The following is a 19,006-nucleotide window of genomic DNA, read 5'->3' on the forward strand; positions in this document are numbered from 1 at the left end:
GCCTCTCTTCAGCGTCCTTATGTAGTGTGCTTTTTCGGACGGGCAAGCGAATTTTCTACTACATTTAGCTTGCTGATTTGCTTCTGGCACAATATCCAGATGCGCATCCAACTATACTCTATACAGCCAGAGGATTCGATCCATGACGCGTTTCGCCGTGCCTATCGCAGAACAGATTTGGGACATGAAGTACCGATTCAAAGATGCGGACGGCAAACCAATCGACGGGACCGTCGAAGATTCTTGGCGCCGTATTGCCCGCGCGCTGGCTGCTGTCGAAAAAGATCCGAAAAAGTGGGAAGATAAATTCTATTCCGCTTTGGAAGATTTCAAATATCTGCCAGCGGGCCGCATCACCGCAGGGGCAGGGACCGCGCGTTCGGTGACCCTGTTCAACTGTTTCGTCATGGGCACCGTGCCGGATTCGATGGGCGGCATTTTCGACATGCTGAAAGAGGCAGCCCTGACCATGCAGCAGGGCGGCGGCATTGGCTATGATTTTTCGACCATCCGTCCAAAGGGCGCATTGGTCAAAGGCGTGGCTGCTGACGCATCTGGCCCGCTGTCGTTCATGGATGTTTGGGACGCGATGTGCCGCACCATCATGTCCGCAGGTTCACGCCGCGGTGCGATGATGGCGACCATGCGCTGTGACCACCCAGATATCGAACAGTTCATCACCGCGAAATCCGATCCTGCCCGCCTGCGCATGTTCAATATGTCCGTTCTGGTCACCGATCCGTTCATGGAAGCGGTCAAAGCTGACGGCCCATGGGAATTGGTGTTCGGCGACAAAGTTTACAAAACCGTTCAGGCCCGCGATCTGTGGAACCAGATCATGCAGTCGACCTATGATTTCGCCGAACCAGGCGTGATTTTCATCGACCGTATCAACGGCATGAACAACCTGAACTACTGCGAAACCATCGCGGCGACCAACCCATGTGGGGAACAGCCTTTGCCGCCGTATGGCGCGTGTTTGCTGGGGTCGATCAACCTTGCCCGTCTGGTCGAAAACGCATTCGACAAAGGCGCACGCATGAACGTCGAAGCGCTGGACGATCTGGTCGCCACCGCCGTGCGCATGATGGACAACGTTGTCGACGCGTCCCGTTTCCCGCTAGAAGCACAAGCCCAAGAGGCGCAAGCAAAACGCCGCATTGGTCTGGGTGTCACTGGTTTGGCTGACGCGCTGCTGATGGTTGGCCTGAAATACGGCACACCCGAAGCCGCCGCACAGACCGAAGCATGGATGAAACAGATCGCCCGCGCGTCCTATCTGGCGTCGGTGGAACTGGCCAAAGAAAAAGGCGCGTTCCCTCTGTTCGACAAAGACAAATATCTGGCTGCAGGCAACATGATGCAGATGGACGACGATGTCCGCGCGGCGATTGCGGAACACGGTATCCGTAACGCTCTGCTGACGTCGATCGCGCCAACGGGCACCATTTCGCTGTATGCGGGTAACGTATCGTCGGGCATCGAACCTGTGTTCGCCTATGCCTACACCCGTAAGGTTCTGCAAAAAGACGGATCGCGCACCGAAGAAGAAGTCGTTGATTACGCTGTAAAAATGTACCGCGACAAATTCGGCGCGGATGCGGAATTGCCTGACTATTTCGTCAACGCCCAAACGCTGGAACCACTGGCCCACGTTCGCATGCAGGCAGCGGCGCAGAAATGGATCGACAGTTCGATTTCGAAAACCATCAACTGCCCCGAAGACATCGACTTTGAATCCTTCAAAGAGGTGTACATGGAGGCATACGACACCGGCTGTAAGGGCTGCACCACCTACCGTCCGAATGATGTGACGGGTTCGGTTCTGTCGGTTTCGGAATCGTCGGAAAAAACACCGTCCGAAGCGCCAGAAACCGCGACCGACGCCGAAGTCATCTACATGTCCGAACCTCTGGATCGCCCAGCGGCGCTAGAGGGCAACACCTACAAGGTGAAATGGCCAGACAGCGAACACGCCCTGTATATCACCGTCAATGACGTGGTGATCGCAGGCCATCGCCGTCCGTTCGAGGTGTTCATCAACTCCAAAAACATGGAGCATTTCGCCTGGACCGTTGCGCTGACCCGCATGATTTCGGCTGTGTTCCGTCGCGGCGGTGACGTGTCGTTCGTTGTCGAAGAACTGAAAGCCGTGTTTGATCCACGCGGCGGCGCATGGATGAAAGGCAAATACGTCCCATCCATTCTGGCTGCGATCGGCGGGGTTCTGGAACAGCACATGGTCGCCATCGGGTTCATCGAAGGCGAAGGCATGGGCCTAAAGGCTGACCCACAAGCAGAAGCCATCGCAGTCGGCGAACGCCCCAAAGGCAAACCATGCCCATCCTGCGGTGAATACGGCATGAAGATGGAATCAGGCTGTAATTCCTGCCCATCGTGCGGCTACAGCAAATGCGGCTGATCTAGCCAAATCATAGAGGAGCAGCCAGAAAAAGGAGAAGCGTGTGCAAAGAAAAATTAAGAGCGTGCGCAACTGCTTGGAAATGCCTGCTTCTCTAGCTTCTATGCCTGCAAGTGTTTGATTCGAAATAGAAATGGGGCGGATTTCCGCTCCATTTTTTGCTCTTCATTGGGTTGAGTGAGCTTTTGTCCTCTGAAGCCGTGGATGAACGACGCGCGCGCGGGGGGATATTGGATTTTGGTACTTGAATTTCCGACAGAATAACTCAGATATTAAATCATCTGAAAGTTATTGTTGTTCAACCGCGAAACCCGCCGGTTGTTCAGTTAGGAAATTCCAATGTCATCTATCGAAATTGATGAACCTTACATTGATCGGCAGCGCCATGAATTGCACCGCCGGACTTTGACCGTTGTGGACCGTGTTGAACTGACGCCGCATATGTTGCGGTTCACGTTGACCAGTGATGATTTGGGTAATTTCGTCAGCGCTTCGCCTGATGATCATGTCAAATTGTTCTTTGAAACAGCAGGCGGCGAACGCGAAATGCGGGATTATACGCCGCGGGCCTATGACACTGAAAAACGGGAATTGATTCTGGATTTTGCTGTCCACGACGCAGGGCCTGCAACCGATTGGGCGCTAAAGGCGCAGGTTGGCGATACGCTGAACATTGGTGGCCCACGTGGATCGCAGGTTATTCGCAACGTGCGCAATTGGCTGTTGATCGGGGATGAAACGGCATTGCCTGCTATTGGGCGGCGGATCGAAGAAATGGCCGACGGCGACACTGTGCATGCAATTATTGCCGTTCCTGATACCGCTGACCAGCAGGTGTTCGAAACGCAGGCAACCCAAACCGTTGAATATATTATTCGTCCCGTTGATCAGGCTGCGGATGCGGCGCCTATGCTGGATGCGGTAAAAGCGGTCAATTTGCCGGCAGATTGTTTTGTGTGGATAGCGGCGGAATCGTCAGTGACGCGAACTTTGCGGTCATATCTGTTGGACAATGATTGGCCTAAAAAACGGATCAAGGCGTCGGGCTATTGGACAAAAGGCATTGCCGATGCGGCTGAAAAATTTGTCGATTAGAAAAAGAAAAGGCGGCCAAATTGGCCGCCCGTTTCATTCTATGTGATCTGGTTTAGATCAGCGCAGCTGCGCGTGCTTCGATCTGGTTGCGGGTCAGGCCCAGTGTTTCCAGTTCGCTGTCGGTCAGTTCATTTAACGCGCGACGCATTGCCGAACGCTGCAGCGCTTTGCTGAATGCTGCAAAGCCGTTTGCGACTGCGGTGAAAACCGACGATTTGTTTGTGAACTCAGCGGCGTTTGCGAAAGTAGCCATTGTCGTATCCTGACGTATCATCTGTATCAATCTGTGCAGGCTGTTGCCCGCCGTTGATCTGAATATAGGCCGTTCAGAGTTATGCCGCTACGCAGCATTTCGAAATGCCGTCATGCAGCAATTGCAAAGCGATGCGTTAAAATGCATGGCCGCCATGCAAATCGGTCAGAGTTAGGTCGCTATCCAGCGCAATGAATTGGTCGATCGGCATGTGGACCGGATCAATAGGCAGTCGTCCGATGGCCATGCGGGGATTGTCCGTGGCCATGGCAATGCATTCAGCCAAAGGGACATCTGCGCATTGGTGCAGATTGCGCAGCGCTGTCACCATATCCAAATGCGCGCCAGCCAGCGCGCCTTCGTCGTTTATCAGGCGCCCATTTTGAACGGTGATCCGTTTGCCATACAGGTCGAAATGATCGGGTCCGCCTACGGTTGCCATCGCGTCCGACACCAAAAACATTTTATTCGCGATGGGGCGGGCGGCGATTGCAATTTGCAGCATGTCCCAGCTGACGTGGATGCCATCGGCGATCAGCCCGCAATAGGCGTTTGATAGGATCGCCGCGCCAACAATCCCCGGGGTCCGTGATTTCATCTGCGGCATCGCGTTGAACAGATGGGTGAACACGGTCACTCCGTTGTCGATTGCGTCCCGTGTTTGTTCCGCTGACGCGTTGGAATGGCCAGCCGATAGAATAACGCCCAGTTTTGTCAGGGCGGCCAATTGGTCTGGGCTGGCGCGTTCAGGCGCAAGCGTCAGCATCACCGTCACGCCCGCCTGTCGCAGGCGGATCAGAGTGGCCAATGTCCGATCATCCAAGGGGCGAATATAGTCGGCATTATGGGTGCCACGTTTTTCAACGGCGATGTGCGGGCCTTCGATATGTAGGCCCAACTGGTTGCGATCATCGCGCACAGCGATTGCCGCGTTTGCAGCGGCGTCGATCACATCGGGGGTGTCAGTGATGACAGTTGGCATAATCGCCGTTGTTCCCAATGTTTCATGGGCAGCCGCGATTTTCCGCAGTCCTTCGGGCGACGGGTCAGAATTGACCATAACGCCGCCGCCTCCATTGACCTGAATGTCATGACACCCTGGCATCAGGATAAAAGGGGATTGATCGCCGATACTGGTTGCCGCTGTTACATCGCGTATGATCCCATCAGTGACGGTGATTGCTTTGCCAGTCAGCAGGCGACCCGCGTGATAGAAATATTGAGGGGTAATCACGGTCATGCGGCACCTGTTTTTTGTGCCGCAATGGCAGCCCCGCGCGCGCCGGAACTGTCGCCGTGTTGGGCCAGTGAAATTAACGGGGCAGGGGTGTCTGCAAACCGCAGACGTTCGAATTGGGCACTAATCCTATCCGCCACGCCGGGCATTCGCGACACGCCGCCGCCCAAGATAATCGCGCCTGGGTCCAGCATGAACTGTGCGGTGTAAATGCATTCCGCCGCGATATCGGCCCAAATTTCGAAAATCCGTTCCGATGATGGATGCGCTGCAATATCTGGGGCCGCGATTTTGGATCCGGTTAGATGTTGCGACAGGTTTTCCAGCCCTCGGCCTGAAATATACGTTTCAAAACAACCTGATTTCCCGCACCCACATGCAAAGCTGGGCAAATCATGGCGATCCAGCGTTCGTGCGGGCACGCCGATGTGGCCGATTTCAACAGACAGTCCGTTTTGCCGATATGCGGGCTCACCCGCCACAACATACCCGCCGCCAATACCTGTGCCCATAATCAGCCCAAACACAGATTGCGCACCGTGGCCGGCCCCGTGGTAGGATTCTGACATGGCAAAGGCCATCGCATCATTCAAAACTGGGAACATTTTGCCCATTTTGGAATGCAAGGCGTCACGAATGGACTGTCCGTTGCAGGGAATGTTGGCCGCGTGACAGGCGCCGCTGCGCGGATCAATGACGCCGGGCATGCAAATGCCGACAGGAATATCACCACCTGCTCGTGTTGTGAGCCAATCGATCTGCCCGATCAGCGCCGCGATCATTGCGTCAAAGCTGTCGGTCGGCGTGTCAACGCGGTGAAAGATGTGGCTTTCGACCTGCGGTCCAGAAAACAGGCGCGCTTCGATCTTTGAGCCGCCCAGATCAATTCCACCGCAGAACATCGTCATGCTGTTGCCTTTATCATTACTGCAAACGGCAATAGCACAGAATTTCGCGGTTGGTCAGGGGGACGGTGTCAAATGGGCGGCGCTACGGGCAATTAGGCTATCTGGGGGAATTGGAATGGTTGGAATGGGGCGGTTGGCAATATCGTCCGCTTCGGTTTCGGGTAGGCCCAACATACGCAAAAGCGCAGCAATATAGGGGGCGGCGTCGACGTGATCGGTTTCGATCTGACGGCGCATGATTGATAGGCCAATCGCCTCTAGGATATCGATCGCGACCTGTTCGGGCATGTCATGAAAACGGCCCGTTTCTATGCCTGTGCGGATGACCTGCGGCGCTGTGGTGCGGATATAGCTGCCTTCGCCTAATCCGCGCGTGCCCAGTTTGGTCGAAAATTGCAAAAAGATCGGGTATTCCAACGCGATTTTCACGAACCCACCCATGCCAATTGCCAACTGTTCTGCCGGATCGGATTTGGTCAGTGCGATCTGCGTGACGATCTGGATCATCTGTTGGGCAAGTTCACGTTTGGCCGTTTCCAACAATTCTTCGATAGATCGAAAATAGTTATAGAAACTGCCCCTAGACACCCCAGCCTGCAGCACAATGTGATCAATCACAGTATTTTCAGGCCCGCGTTCGGCAAAAACCAACGTGGCTGCTTCGATCAGGCAATCGCGCATTTTTTCGCGGCGTTTTTTCGTCGCAATAAGCCGTGAATCAATGCCGCTACGGTTATTGATCATTGGGTATTACCTTTGGGCGATGTTAGACCATACACCGCGCAATATAGGGCAGGCACGAACAAAAGGGTAATCAACGTGCCCGCGATGATCCCGCCCATCATGGCATAGGCCATTGGACCCCAGAAAATCTGATGGCTGATCGGGATCAGCGCCAAAGACGCCGCCGCGGCAGTCAGCAAAATGGGGCGCGCGCGGTGTTCGGATGCCTCTGTCACGGCGTCCCATCGTGATTTGCCCAATGCACGTAAATCTTCGATCGCTTGGACAAGGATGATGGAATTGCGGATCAAGATGCCGACCAATGCCAAAACACCCAAAATCGCGACAAACCCAAGCGGTGCGCCCGATAACAATAGCGCAGCCACGACACCAATCAGACCCAGCGGCGCGACCGCCAAAACGATGAACAACAGGCGAAAGCTTTGAACCTGGGCCATGACCAAGATCAGCAGGACCACCAGCATGATTGGCACCACGGCGACGATTGGAGCCTGGCTATCGGCGCTGGATTCAACGGGGCCGCCGACTTCGACCGAATAGCCGTTTGGCAGGCTGCCCGCGTAGTCAGCCAATTGATCAGCCAGCGCGGTCACAATGGTTGCGGGCTGGTCATCTGTGTTAATCGCTGCGGATACGGTGATCGTTGGCACGCGGCCTTCTTGTTTGATCATGGGTGGTTCGGTCGTCCATTCCAGCGTAGCAAACGACGCAAGCGGAACCAGCGTCCCGTCAGCGCCAGCAACCTGTAGGTTTTCCAATGCGCTGAGGGTTTGGCGCGTCTCTTCGGCGCCGCGAACGACCACATCAACCAATGCCGTGCCATCCCGCAGCTGTGTGACTGTTGTGCCTTCGTATAGGGACAGGAGCAGCGACCCGACGTCTGCTTTGGTCAATCCCAATTGCCGTAGCCGCGCCTGATTCAGGTCGATTTTGATGGTCCGCGTTGGTTCATTCCAATCCAGCCCAACGCCCGTCAAACGGTCATCTTGTTCCATAATCGCGGCCAATCGGCGTGCATGATCGCGTAGCTGGTCATAATCAGGCCCTGCAACACGGTATTGGACGGGTTTGCCAGATGGCGGCCCAAGCGAAATAAAAGTGGGGAAAAATTCAGCCGATGGGTTTGCGTCAGAATAATCACCAATCGCATCGGCTAGCATGTCGCGATCTGCGATGCTGCCTGTCTGGATCACGATTTGTCCTGTCGACGGCGATGCGGTTGGTCCCTGCAGGGTCAAGACAAAGCGCGGCGCGGGTTCACCAACATAGGTCGTCCAGAACACCGGCTCTGGTCGGTCCGACAGCCATGTTTCAAAATCACGCATGGCAGTATCGGTGGCATTGATGCTGGCGTTCTGGCGCAGCGTGACGTCTACCAACACCTCGGGTCTGTCGCCCGTTGGGAAAAACTGTTGCTCGACGTATTTCATGCCAAATAGCGACAGGCCAAAGGCGGCGGCCGTGATTGCAATCGTCAGCCATTTGGCACGCATGGCCCAGTTCAATGTGCGGCGGAACATGCGGCGCAGCCGACCGGGTTCCGCGTTATGATGTTTCATCTGCGAAGGCAGGAACGTCACGCCCAAAATCGGTGCGAACAGAACCGCGACAAACCACGAAATTACCAATGAAACAGCGATCACCCAGAACAGCGAATTGGTGTATTCGCCTGCTTGGCTGTCGTTCAGGCCGATGGGAATGAAACCTGCCACCGTTACCAGCGTTCCGGTCAACATCGGGAATGCAATCGACGTCCACGCATAGGATGCGGCTTTGGTCAGTGTGTCGCCGACCTCTAGCCGTGAAATCATGGTTTCAATCGCAATCATTGCGTCATCCACCAGCAGCCCCAGCGCGATGATCAATGCCCCCAGCGAAATCCGCTGAAGCGTGATGCCCATTGCGTCCAGAACGACAAAGGTGACGGCCAATACCAATGGAATGGTCAGGGTAACCACAAACCCCGCCCGCATCCCCAAAGACACGAAACTAACAGCCAAAACAATCGCGACCGCTTCGATCAGCGCTTTGATGAAATGCCCGATGGATTCTTCGACAACATGGGGTTGATCTGCGACGTGGTGCACGTCGATCCCAATGGGCAAGGCTGCGATTTCTTGCTCCATCAAGGCGTTCAAATCTTGGCCAAAGTCCAGAATGTTTTCGCCGCCGCGCATGCCGATCGTCAGGGCGATTGCCTGCTGCCCGTTATACCGAAACAGCGAACTGGGCGGGTTTTCGTAGCCTTCTGTCACATTAGCCACATCTGATAGCGTGAAAAACGTGTCACCAGATCGCAGCGGCGCCGAGGCCAGTTGTGCAGCGTTGTCGAATTGGCCGTTGATACGGATCGCGATGCGTTCGCGCGATGTATCAATCGTACCCGATGGCACAATTTGGTTTTGCGCGGCCAAAGTGTTCAAAACGGTTTGTGCATCCAGCCCCAGCGCAGCAAGGCGGCTGTCAGAGAATTCAACAAAGACTTTGCGTTCTTGCAGCCCGACCAATTCGACGCGGCCCGCGGCATCCAGCAACTGTACGTTATCGGCGATATGTTCGACGTAGGTTTTGACCTCGTCCGATGTGTAACCGTCCCACGTAAACGCATAGATATTTCCGAACACGTCCCCAAAATTGTCGTTGAAAACAAAGCCTTTGAATTCGGACGGAAATTCTGCACGGATATCGGACATCATGGCGCGCACTTTGGTCCATGATTGTTCAATCTCAGTGCCGCGAACGGTTTCCAGCAGATCAACATAAACAACCGCATGACCCGCGTATGTCACGGAACGGGTCGCATCTAGCGTGTCCAGTTGTTCCAGCTTTTTTTCGATGCGGTCGGTGACTTGGGTCAGCGTTTCGGATGCGGTCGCACCGGGCATAATGCCTGTGACCACCATGGTGCGGATGGTGAAATCGGGGTCTTCTTCGCGGCCCATCGACGTATAGGCAAACAGCCCCGCGACGGTCGATAGGATCATCAGAAACCAGACAAAGGATTTGTGGTTCAGCGCCCAGTCGGACAGGTTAAAACCTTTCATTGGATGCGGTCTCCGATGTGTTGGCCAATGGTGACGGATGATACGCCGCGCGTGATAATTTCGTCGTCGATAGCGATGCCTGCTGTGATCGTGATCCGATCGCCGATTTCGGTCGAAATCGTCACGGGTGCAAATTCGGCGATGCGATCTGGGGTGACCCGCCAGACCCCGATTTGGCCGTCCAGCGTCGTTAATGCCGACTGGGGTAGGGTGATGGTCGGTGTTTGCTGGGCCAGTGGGCGGGCTAGGACCAGCGCACCAATACGGTAATCGGCGGGCGGATCAATCAGCGTCAAACGCATGCGGCGCGTGTCCAATTTTCCTTCGGTCACAGGATCAACGCTGCGCAATGTCGCACGGATGGGATCTATGCCAGGGACCTGATGGGTGATTTCAAATTGAACCGTAGCGGCCAGCGTTTCAAACAGCGGTTCTGGAACGTCGATAACGGCTTCGATCTCAGCCCCGCCAGACACTGACAAAACGGGGGAGCCTGCTGCGATGTAGGTGCCCACTTCGGCCCGAGTGGACAGAACAACGCCATCAACAGGGGCGGTCAGATTGCCATAGTGGGCGGCCTCGCGGGCCTGAACTTCGGTTGCGATGGTGTTGTTCAGCTGGGCCAGCGCAGCATCATGGCTGGTCTGTAATTGTTCCAATTGGGCCTGCGAATAGACGCCGCGATCTAGCAACGCGTTCCCCCGTTCCAATTGCGCCGAGGCCAGATCGGCCGCCGCGCGGGCGGATACAACGGCGGCGCTGGCGGCGTCCAAATCTTGCTGCAGGGTGATTTGATCTAGGCTGGCCAACGCGGCGCCTTGGGTCACGCGGTCGCCCGTTTCCACGGACAATCGCGCCAATCGGCCCCCTGTGCGAAACGCCAGATCGATTTGATCGCGCGGTTCGATCAACCCGTCAAAGCTGCGCATAATGACGGAGTCTGCGCGCACGATTTCAGAAATAACAGGCCGAGGCACCGCTGCATCAGGGTCCGCAAAAACAGGCGAGGCGATAAGCATAGCAGAGAGTAGAAACGGGCGGATCATTTGGCGGCTCCGGTTGCGATGATGCGGCCATCGAACAAAGAATGCGCACCGCGTCCCACGATCAGGTCGCCTTCGGTCAGGCCGCCGCTGATGTAGACAGATGTTTCGTCATAGCGTGAAATGGTCACCTGACGGGCCGAAACCGCATTGGTGACAGGGTCCACCACCCAAACGGCGGGCGTGCCTGCGGATAGGGTCAATGCTTCGGCGGGGACAATGAAATCGCCCGAACCGGGTAAAGTGACCTGAATGCGAACAAGCGTTCCAATTGCGATGTCAGTATTATCGGGCAGCAATGCGGTGACAGACACGGTGCCTGCGCTGCTGACAACAGGGGAAATTTCGCTGACCTGAGCCGCAATTTCCGCCCCCCCATCGATAGGAATGACCGTGACGGGCAGGTACGATAGATCGTCTAATCCGGCCGTATCGGGCACGTCGATCTGAATTTCTAATCGCGTGTCCGACGCCAATTCGGCAACAGCCGTGCCCGCGCCAACGATTTCGCCGGTATGGGCAAAACGGTCTACCACGATGACGGCTTCGTCTGCGCGCAGTTCGGTGTCATCGACGGCCTGTTGCGCCTTTGATAGTTGGGTTTCCGCCTGACGAAACGCGGATTGCGCCGCGATGAATGCCTGATACGCCCGATCCAAATCCGATTGCGTGGCCGTCCCGCGATCCAACGACCCTTGGGTTCGGTCGCGCGTTGTTTCCGCTTGGGTCAATTGAGCGCGGGCCGCCTCTAGGCTGGCAGCTGCGGCGTCGCGTTGGGCCAGCGCGGTTATATTTTCCAAACGTGCAATCAGGTCGCCCTGTTGCAGATGGTCGCCAATTTCTGCCGCAACTTCGGTGATCATGCCGCCTGTGCGAAATGACACGGGATAGTTTTCTTGGGCTTGAACCGTGCCGACCAGACTGCGTTCAATCGTGTGGGCTGATCTTTGGACAGCGACCCGTTCCACCTGGATCGGCTGGTCTGCAAATGCAGCGATTGGCAATGTTGATAACGCACAAATGGCGGCGACAAGGCGAAGCATTTCGATTCCTAATTTGCAATTGATCGCATCTGCAAAGTTTCTGACAAAACTGTCAATAAAAAACTAAACTAAACGGTTTATTTTTGAATAAAAGGGAGCTGAGGGTTGTTTAATAGATGAGGGCACGCTTACCTACGGCATAGTAGCTAGGGAATTTCCATGACCGGTTTGTACGACGCGCAAAGTTACCAAAGTTTTATAACCGCCGATAAAGTTCGGATTGCATTTAAAATATCGGGCGAAGGTTTGCCTGTTTTGGCATTGGCGGGTCTGACGCGTGACGGGCGAGATTTCGATTTTATGGCGCAGGCCTTGCCGTTCGATTGCCAATTGATCCGCCCCCATAGCCGTGGGCGCGGGGCATCTGATTGGGCGGACCCGACGACCTATACGATTTTGCAAGAAACGCAGGACGTCATCGCGCTGATGGATCATTTGGGGATTGAAAAGGCGGCGGTTATCGGGACCTCTCGGGGTGGGCTGATTGCGATGGTCATGGCGATGATGGTGCCTGACAGGTTGGCGGGCGTGTTTTTCAATGACATTGGGCCTGAATTGGACCCTGTCGGTCTGGGCCGCATCGATAGTTATCTGGGGGTGCAGCCAAAGGTCAAAACCCTAAAGGACATGGCGGTCATTTTGTCGAACTCTGTCGGTTTCAAAGATGTGCCGCTGGATCGTTGGCGTGATCAGGCCGCGCGGCAGTTCACACAAACAGATACTGGGCTAAAACTAAGCTATGATCCCGATTTGCGGGTTGCCTTTGAAATGGGGCGGGACCAACCGCAGCCGGATCTGTGGCCGATGTTCGATGCCTGTTTGGGGCGTCCATTGGGTGTTGTTCGGGGCGAAAATTCGGATCTTTTGTCGGCTGAAACCGTTGAAAAGATGACCGAACGCTGCCCCGATCTGGTGACGGCGGTGGCCGCAGGGCGTGGGCATGTGCCGTTTTTGGACGAACCGGAATCGATCGCGGCACTGTCATCATGGTTTGCGCGATTTAACGGTCGATACTGACCGCTTTGATCACAGCATGAACGGTTTGGCCTACATTCAGGTCCAATGTGGTCAAAGACCGCCGCGTGATCCGCGCAAGGAATGATGCACCACCTGTTTCCATCTGGACCAATGCGCCCGGTCCATCACCTTTGCGAATAGCGGTGATGGTTGCGGGCAGGGTGTTTAACGCGGAAATCCCCGACAAAGGCGCGGTGGCTATCATAACGTCCTGCGCCGCGATGCGTAGGCGCAGATCGGTCCCGACGGGCGCATCGCAATTGGGGACAATCAGATTGGATGCCCCAATCGACAGCACGGTCAGACCGTCGTCATCATGCCGCAGAACGCGGGCCTGCATCACTGCGCCAGCTGACCGCACGCCAGTTGGGGTGACGGTTGGATCGGATAGAACGGTTTCTGCCGAACCTGCGTGGGTCACGCGGCCTTTGTTCAGGACAACGACGGTTGTAGCGAGCCGTGCGACTTCGTTTGCGGAATGGCTGACGTATAAAATCGGCACTTTCGCGTGGTCGCGCAGTTTTTCGAAATAGGGCAGGATTTCAGATTTGCGGGCCTCGTCCAGCGCAGCAAGAGGTTCGTCAGCTAGGATCAGATCGGGGTTCGATAGCAATGCGCGACCAATCGCGACGCGCTGGGCTTCTCCGCCTGATAATTTCGCAGGACGACGGCCCAGCAGCCCATCCAGTCCTAACATATCTACCACGGCATCTATCGGACCCGTCGGGCGGCCATAGGTCAGGTTTTGACGGACAGTCATATGGGGGAATAGGCGCGCGTCTTGAAAAATATACCCGATTTTTCGTTTGTTCGGCGGCGTATTGGCGCCTGTTTTGCTATCAAACAAAACGCGCCCATCCACGACAATTCTGCCGTCCTGCGGTGTTAGCAACCCAGCAACGGCGTTGATAATGGTGGTTTTGCCCGATCCAGATGCGCCAAACAGGGCTGTCACACCTTTTGGGGCATCAAAACGGGCCGCCAGATCAAACTCGTTGAATGCGTGGCGTATATCGATTTGGACGGTCATTGGCCCCGCACCTTTCGGGCGATGATTTTTGACAAATATTCGGACAAGATCAGGGCCGTCATGGAAATCACAATCGCAATCGCAACCAGCCGTATCGCCGAAGCTTCGCCGCCCGGAACTTGTAGGAATGAATAAATCGCCGAAGGCAGGGTTTGCGTCTGGCCCGGAATGTTTGAAACGAATGTGATCGTCGCGCCGAATTCACCCATCGCTTTGGCGTATCCCAAAACGGCACCGGCGATGATCCCCGGCAAAGCCAAAGGCAAGGTGATTGTCATAAACACGCGGGCGTTTCCCGCGCCCAAAGTGCGGGCGGCGTGTTCCAGTTTGGGATCGACGGCTTCGATCGATAACCGAATGGCGCGCACCATCAGCGGAAAGGCCATGATCGCCGCCGCCAACGCCGCGCCGGTCCATTGAAAGGCGAAAGTAAACCCGAAGGTTTGTTCCAAAAACATTCCAATAGGCGCGCGCCGACCAAAGGTCATCAGCAGCAAATACCCCGTCACCACAGGGGGCAGGACCAACGGCAGATGGACTATTCCATTCAGAACCTGTTTGCCGACGAATTCCCAACGGGCCAAGGCATAGGCGACGAAAATGGCGAATGGCAAACTAAGCAGAACAGCCCAAATCGCGACGCGCAACGATAGCGCGACCGCTTGCCATTCGGCGGGGGATAACCACTCTGCCACTTAGTTCAGTACCTTAAATCCGTTTTCGGTAAATATGCGTGCAGCTGTGGGGCTGGTCAACGTATCGAAAAACGCGCGGCCATTTTCGGTCAGTAACGCGGCGGGGTAGATAATCGGCGGGTGGCTGTTTTCGGGAAATGTCGCCACCACCGACACGTCAGGTTCGGCCGCCGCGTCTGTTGCGTATACAACGCCGAAAGGGGCTTCGCCCAAGGCAACCAGCGCGAGCGCGGCCCGCACATTATCCGTTTGTGCGACCTGCGGGGCGATGTCGTCCCACAGCCCGAAATGTTCAAAGGCCGCTTTGCCATATTGGCCAGCAGGAACAGCATTGATTAACGCCATTGCCAGTTTTTCGTCGGCCAATAGGGGTGGCAAATCTGCGATTTCAATAGCGGGGTGGTTACCGCTGCCAACGATCACCAATTCGTTTGATAGCAGGTCAATCTGCGTGATCGAATAGTCCGTTGTGGCGTCCATCCATTGCACGTTGGCTGAGATGAAAACATCCGCTGGAGCGCCTTGGCGGATTTGTTGTGCCAAGGCGCCCGACCCCGCATAGGACACAAGAACAGTATCATTATGTGACGCATTCCATTCTGCCGCGATATCATCCAGCGCCGACTTCAAACTCGCCGCAGCAAAAACAACGATGTTTTCGGCACAGGCTGGCGTTGCCAAAAACGCGAATGCAATGGAAATGGCGCGGATCATGGTCTGACTATTGCGCCCCGTCTGTGTTTGGGCAACCCGCAATACCCGTTTGAACCCAATCGACAAATAATCGCGCTGTCTGCGACATGCCGCCGACGGGGGTGATCATGGCGTAGTCGTCTCCGGTTTCGAAACGCCGCTGTGTTGCCAGAACCAAATCGCCGCGATCCAGCGCGGGTTGCGCGATGATATCGGGAACGATGGCCAATCCCATTCCTGCCACAGCGGCATCCACGACCATATCGAAATGGTCCATACGCGCCCCGCGCAGGGCATGGCGCGGGTCTGTGTCATGGCTTTTGAACCAATCGAGCCACAGCGTCGGGCGGGTCGATTGCTGTAATAGGGGTAGGTTCAAAAGCGATTGATCGTCCAAATCCGCATGGTTCCCCACCACAAACGGCGATGCGACCACAACCATTTTTTCAGGCATGATAGATACCGATTCCGCAAATGGCGGTATATGCGAAGTACGCATAATCGCCATATCGAACGCATCGGTCGAAAAATCCACAGGCGACAAACGCGCATTCAGGTCGATACGAATACCGCTGTTCTGTTTTAGAAAGGGCGCAAGTTTTGGCAACAACCACGCGCGGCCAAAACTGGGTAACGCCGCAATCCGCAGCACAGTTTCGCCACCGCCAAAGGCCATGATGCCGACCGCTGCGTCGTTTAATGCTGCCAATATGGATTGGGCTTTGGGCAGAAACGCATGCCCCGCTGGCGAAAGGGTCAGCCGTTTGCGCGCACGTTCAAACAATATCACGCCCAGTCGCTGTTCCAGCGATGCGACGCTGCGGGAAATTGCGCTTTGGGTCAGGTTCAAATTCGACGCGGCCATGGTCGTTGTGCCGTGCTGCGCGCAGGCGATAAAGGCACGTAATTCGGGAACGGATGGCGTGTAAGACTGGCGCATGTGATGAGTTTAACTCATTAAGTTGTGCTTTTAAATCGTTTGATTGGTCCGTCGTTCGGGCGGTACGATTGGGCTGAATATGACGATAGGTAGGTTCGAATGACGTTGAAACCAAAAGATGCGCCAGATCTATCCAGCTTTAACTGGGCGGACCCTTTGCGCATGGATGCGCAGCTGACCGAAGACGAACGCATGATGGCCGAATCTGCCCGCAGCTATGCGCAGGCCAAATTGCAAACGCGCGTCACGGATGCCTATCTGACGGAAACCACAGACCCTGCGATTTTCCGCGAAATGGGGGAAATGGGGCTATTGGGCGTGACGATCCCTGAACAGTACGGCGGGCTGGGCGGGTCCTATGTGGCCTATGGTCTGGTCGCGCGGGAAATCGAACGGGTCGATAGCGGCTATCGGTCGATGATGTCTGTGCAGTCGTCATTGGTGATGTACCCGATCTACGCCTATGGCACCGAAGAACAGCGCCAAAAATACCTGCCCAAATTGGCCAGCGGTGAATGGATTGGCTGTTTTGGTCTGACAGAACCGGACGCAGGATCGGACCCGGCTGGCATGAAAACCCGCGCGGAAAAGATCGACGGTGGGTATCGCCTGACAGGGTCCAAGATGTGGATCAGCAACGCGCCAATCGCGGATGTGTTCGTTGTTTGGGCCAAATCTGATGCCCATGACGGCAAAATCAAAGGCTTTGTTCTGGACAAAGGCACCAAAGGCCTGTCCGCGCCCAAGGTGGAAAACAAATTGTCCCTACGCGCGTCGATCACCGGCGAAATCGTATTGGATGGGGTCGAGGTGGGCGAAGACGCCCTGCTGCCCAACGTGTCAGGCCTCAAGGGGCCGTTTGGCTGTTTGAACCGGGCCCGTTACGGGATCGCGTGGGGCGTCATGGGATCGGCTGAATTCTGTTGGCACGCTGCGCGCCAATACGGGCTAGACCGCACACAGTTTGGCAAACCATTGGCGCAGACCCAGCTGTTTCAGAAAAAACTGGCCGATATGCAGACCGAAATCACGCTGGGGCTGCAGGCCGCATTGCAGGTTGGCCGCCTGATGGACTCGGCCCAAGCTGCGCCCGAAATGATCAGCCTGATCAAACGCAACAACTGTGGCAAAGCGTTGGATGTCGCCCGTAACGCCCGCGATATGCACGGCGGCAACGGGATTTCGGCTGAATTTGGTGTGATCCGCCATATGGTCAATCTGGAAACGGTAAACACGTATGAGGGCACCCATGACATCCACGCGCTGATTTTGGGGCGTGCGCAAACGGGTCTTCAGGCGTTTTTCTGATGCATCCGCTGCAGGGCATCAAAGTTGTGGAATTGGCTCGCATCCTTGCTGGGCCATGGGCGGGGCAGACTCTCGCTGATTTGGGCGCCGACGTCACAAAGGTCGAGAGCCCGGACGGCGACGACACCCGCCGTTGGGGGCCGCCGTTCGTGGAGGATGGAACGGCGGCCTATTACCACAGCTGCAACGCGGGCAAACAGGTCGTCCGCGCCGATTTTCGCACCGAAAAGGGGCGTCAAACGGTGCTGGACCTGATCCGCGACGCCGATGTTCTGATCGAAAATTTCAAAGTCGGCGGTCTGGCTAAATACGGGTTGGATTATGACAGCCTGCGCAGCATCAACCCGCGGCTGGTCTATTGTTCCATCACAGGGTTCGGGCAGGATGGCCCCTATGCGTCCCGCGCGGGCTATGATTTCCTGATCCAAGGTATGGCTGGGTGGATGCACCTGACGGGCGACCCCGATGGGGCACCGCAGAAAACAGGCGTCGCCTTTGCCGATATTTTCACAGGGCTATACGCGGTGATTGGCATTCAGGCCGCATTGCATGCCCGTGAAACCACGGGGCAGGGGCAGTTTGTGGATATGGCGCTGCTCGATTGCGCGGTGGGCGTGTTGGGCAATCAGGCCATGAATTATCTAGTGTCGGGGCAATCGCCGCGCCGTATGGGAAATGCGCACCCCAATATTACGCCCTATGACGCGTTCGGCGTATCGGATGGATCGCTGATCATCGCGGTGGGGAATGACGCGCAGTTTGAACGGTTTTGCGCTGTGATCGGGTTGCCGATGGACGATCGGTTTGCCACGAATGGCGGTCGCATCGCGCATCGGGCCGAACTCAAATCGCTAATCACCGCGCGGCTGGCGGGATGGAAACGCGATGACCTATTGGAGGCTTTGGAACAGGCAACCGTGCCCGCAGGGCCGATCAACGATATCGAACAAGTGTTCAACGATCCGCAGGTTCAATCGCGCGGGATGCAGGTCACTGAACAGGGTATCCCAGCAGTGCGCACGCCCATTCGTCTGTCGGATACGCCGCTGCGGCGTTAACGGACAATCGGCTCTAACGGGTCATAGGTCGGGGCGTCATCATCGCCCCATGCAACGGCGGCCAAACTATCCGGTTTCACCCGCATCTTTGCCATCTCATCGCGGGTGACCCATTTGCGGTGGGATACGATGCCTTCGGGGTCTGTCCATTCGGCATAGGGATCACCGGTCGCGATCGTGCAGCGAAAATAGATATCAACCTGATGAAACGGCCCGTTTGGGTCGTGGAATTCGTTGATTAGGCAGGTTTTGCCGACCTTAACGATTAGGCCCGTTTCTTCGTACACTTCGCGCGATAGATTGGCGGGTAGACTGGAATGCGGTTCAGCCCCGCCACCCGGTGCGCACCACAGGTGATCGCGGTTTTTCCATGCGTTCACCAGCAGCAAACGGTTGGCATGTAGGATAATGGCGCGGGCCGCGATGCGTATGGACATTGTTACAGACTGGCGGGATCGCGCCCAACGCACAAGCCC

Annotated in this window: 17 protein-coding genes; 5 read left to right on the forward strand and 12 right to left on the reverse strand. The window is 55.9% G+C overall.

What is annotated here, in order from left to right:
• Window positions 1-142: 142 nt before the first annotated feature.
• The gene (locus ACXAGA_RS09335) at window positions 143-2,422 is read left to right on the forward strand and encodes an adenosylcobalamin-dependent ribonucleoside-diphosphate reductase (RefSeq protein WP_475117207.1); all 2,280 of its coding nucleotides are present in this window, start codon (window positions 143-145) and stop codon (window positions 2,420-2,422) included.
• Between the two features lie 339 nt (window positions 2,423-2,761).
• The gene (locus ACXAGA_RS09340; RefSeq protein WP_475117208.1) at window positions 2,762-3,517 is read left to right on the forward strand and encodes a siderophore-interacting protein; all 756 of its coding nucleotides are present in this window, start codon (window positions 2,762-2,764) and stop codon (window positions 3,515-3,517) included.
• Between the two features lie 52 nt (window positions 3,518-3,569).
• On the opposite strand, the gene ACXAGA_RS09345 is transcribed toward ACXAGA_RS09340, so the two are convergent.
• The 7 genes from ACXAGA_RS09345 to ACXAGA_RS09375 all read right to left on the reverse strand — a co-directional run bounded on the left by ACXAGA_RS09345 (window position 3,570) and on the right by ACXAGA_RS09375 (window position 11,789).
• A complete protein-coding gene (locus ACXAGA_RS09345) occupies window positions 3,570-3,770 on the reverse strand; it encodes a DUF1127 domain-containing protein (protein ID WP_475117209.1) in 201 nt (66 codons plus the stop codon).
• Window positions 3,771-3,906: 136 nt separating this feature from the next.
• Window positions 3,907-5,010 carry an N-acetylglucosamine-6-phosphate deacetylase gene (gene nagA, locus ACXAGA_RS09350; RefSeq protein ID WP_475117210.1) on the reverse strand — a complete coding sequence of 368 codons (1,104 nt, stop codon included), beginning with the start codon at window positions 5,008-5,010 and terminating at the stop codon, window positions 3,907-3,909.
• Window positions 5,007-5,915 carry an ROK family protein gene (locus ACXAGA_RS09355; protein ID WP_475117211.1) on the reverse strand — a complete coding sequence of 303 codons (909 nt, stop codon included), beginning with the start codon at window positions 5,913-5,915 and terminating at the stop codon, window positions 5,007-5,009. Before ACXAGA_RS09355 ends, nagA begins: the two co-directional genes overlap by 4 nt.
• Before the next feature lie 54 nt (window positions 5,916-5,969).
• The gene (locus ACXAGA_RS09360) at window positions 5,970-6,659 is read right to left on the reverse strand and encodes a TetR/AcrR family transcriptional regulator (protein WP_475117212.1); all 690 of its coding nucleotides are present in this window, start codon (window positions 6,657-6,659) and stop codon (window positions 5,970-5,972) included.
• Window positions 6,656-9,703 carry an efflux RND transporter permease subunit gene (locus ACXAGA_RS09365; RefSeq protein ID WP_475117213.1) on the reverse strand — a complete coding sequence of 1,016 codons (3,048 nt, stop codon included), beginning with the start codon at window positions 9,701-9,703 and terminating at the stop codon, window positions 6,656-6,658. The genes ACXAGA_RS09360 and ACXAGA_RS09365 overlap by 4 nt, the downstream gene beginning before the upstream one ends.
• Window positions 9,700-10,749 carry an efflux RND transporter periplasmic adaptor subunit gene (locus ACXAGA_RS09370; RefSeq protein ID WP_475117214.1) on the reverse strand — a complete coding sequence of 350 codons (1,050 nt, stop codon included), beginning with the start codon at window positions 10,747-10,749 and terminating at the stop codon, window positions 9,700-9,702. Before ACXAGA_RS09370 ends, ACXAGA_RS09365 begins: the two co-directional genes overlap by 4 nt.
• A complete protein-coding gene (locus ACXAGA_RS09375) occupies window positions 10,746-11,789 on the reverse strand; it encodes an efflux RND transporter periplasmic adaptor subunit (protein ID WP_475117215.1) in 1,044 nt (347 codons plus the stop codon). The genes ACXAGA_RS09370 and ACXAGA_RS09375 overlap by 4 nt, the downstream gene beginning before the upstream one ends.
• 159 nt (window positions 11,790-11,948) lie before the next feature.
• On the opposite strand from ACXAGA_RS09375, the gene ACXAGA_RS09380 reads away from it, so the two are divergent.
• Entirely contained in the window at window positions 11,949-12,806 is an 858-nt protein-coding gene (locus tag ACXAGA_RS09380) for an alpha/beta fold hydrolase (protein WP_475117216.1), read from the forward strand.
• Here ACXAGA_RS09380 and modC read toward each other — a convergent pair.
• The 4 genes from modC to ACXAGA_RS09400 are packed head-to-tail and all read right to left on the reverse strand — an operon-like array spanning window position 12,790 to window position 16,164.
• Window positions 12,790-13,836, reverse strand: coding sequence for a molybdenum ABC transporter ATP-binding protein (gene modC, locus ACXAGA_RS09385; protein WP_475117217.1), 1,047 nt, complete (start codon window positions 13,834-13,836; stop codon window positions 12,790-12,792). The genes ACXAGA_RS09380 and modC overlap by 17 nt on opposite strands.
• Window positions 13,833-14,531, reverse strand: coding sequence for a molybdate ABC transporter permease subunit (modB, locus tag ACXAGA_RS09390; protein WP_475117218.1), 699 nt, complete (start codon window positions 14,529-14,531; stop codon window positions 13,833-13,835). The genes modC and modB overlap by 4 nt, the downstream gene beginning before the upstream one ends.
• A complete protein-coding gene (gene modA / locus ACXAGA_RS09395; protein WP_475117219.1) occupies window positions 14,532-15,245 on the reverse strand; it encodes a molybdate ABC transporter substrate-binding protein in 714 nt (237 codons plus the stop codon).
• 7 nt (window positions 15,246-15,252) lie between these two features.
• On the reverse strand, window positions 15,253-16,164 hold the full coding sequence (locus ACXAGA_RS09400; RefSeq protein ID WP_475117220.1) for a LysR substrate-binding domain-containing protein: 912 nt from the start codon (window positions 16,162-16,164) through the stop codon (window positions 15,253-15,255).
• A 99-nt stretch (window positions 16,165-16,263) separates the two neighbouring features.
• Here ACXAGA_RS09400 and ACXAGA_RS09405 point away from each other — a divergent pair, with 99 nt between their 5' ends.
• Window positions 16,264-17,472 (forward strand): acyl-CoA dehydrogenase, encoded by a 1,209-nt coding sequence (locus ACXAGA_RS09405; protein WP_475117221.1) that lies wholly within the window; start codon window positions 16,264-16,266, stop codon window positions 17,470-17,472.
• Entirely contained in the window at window positions 17,472-18,530 is a 1,059-nt protein-coding gene (locus ACXAGA_RS09410) for a CaiB/BaiF CoA transferase family protein (protein WP_475117222.1), read from the forward strand. Before ACXAGA_RS09405 ends, ACXAGA_RS09410 begins: the two co-directional genes overlap by 1 nt.
• Here ACXAGA_RS09410 and ACXAGA_RS09415 read toward each other — a convergent pair.
• Window positions 18,527-18,967: an NUDIX domain-containing protein gene (locus ACXAGA_RS09415; RefSeq protein ID WP_475117223.1), complete on the reverse strand. Its 441-nt coding sequence runs from the start codon at window positions 18,965-18,967 to the stop codon at window positions 18,527-18,529. The two genes, ACXAGA_RS09410 and ACXAGA_RS09415, sit on opposite strands and share 4 nt — an antisense overlap.
• Window positions 18,968-19,006: the final 39 nt, after the last annotated feature.

This window comes from Marivivens sp. ABH4_498, assembly GCF_056160585.1.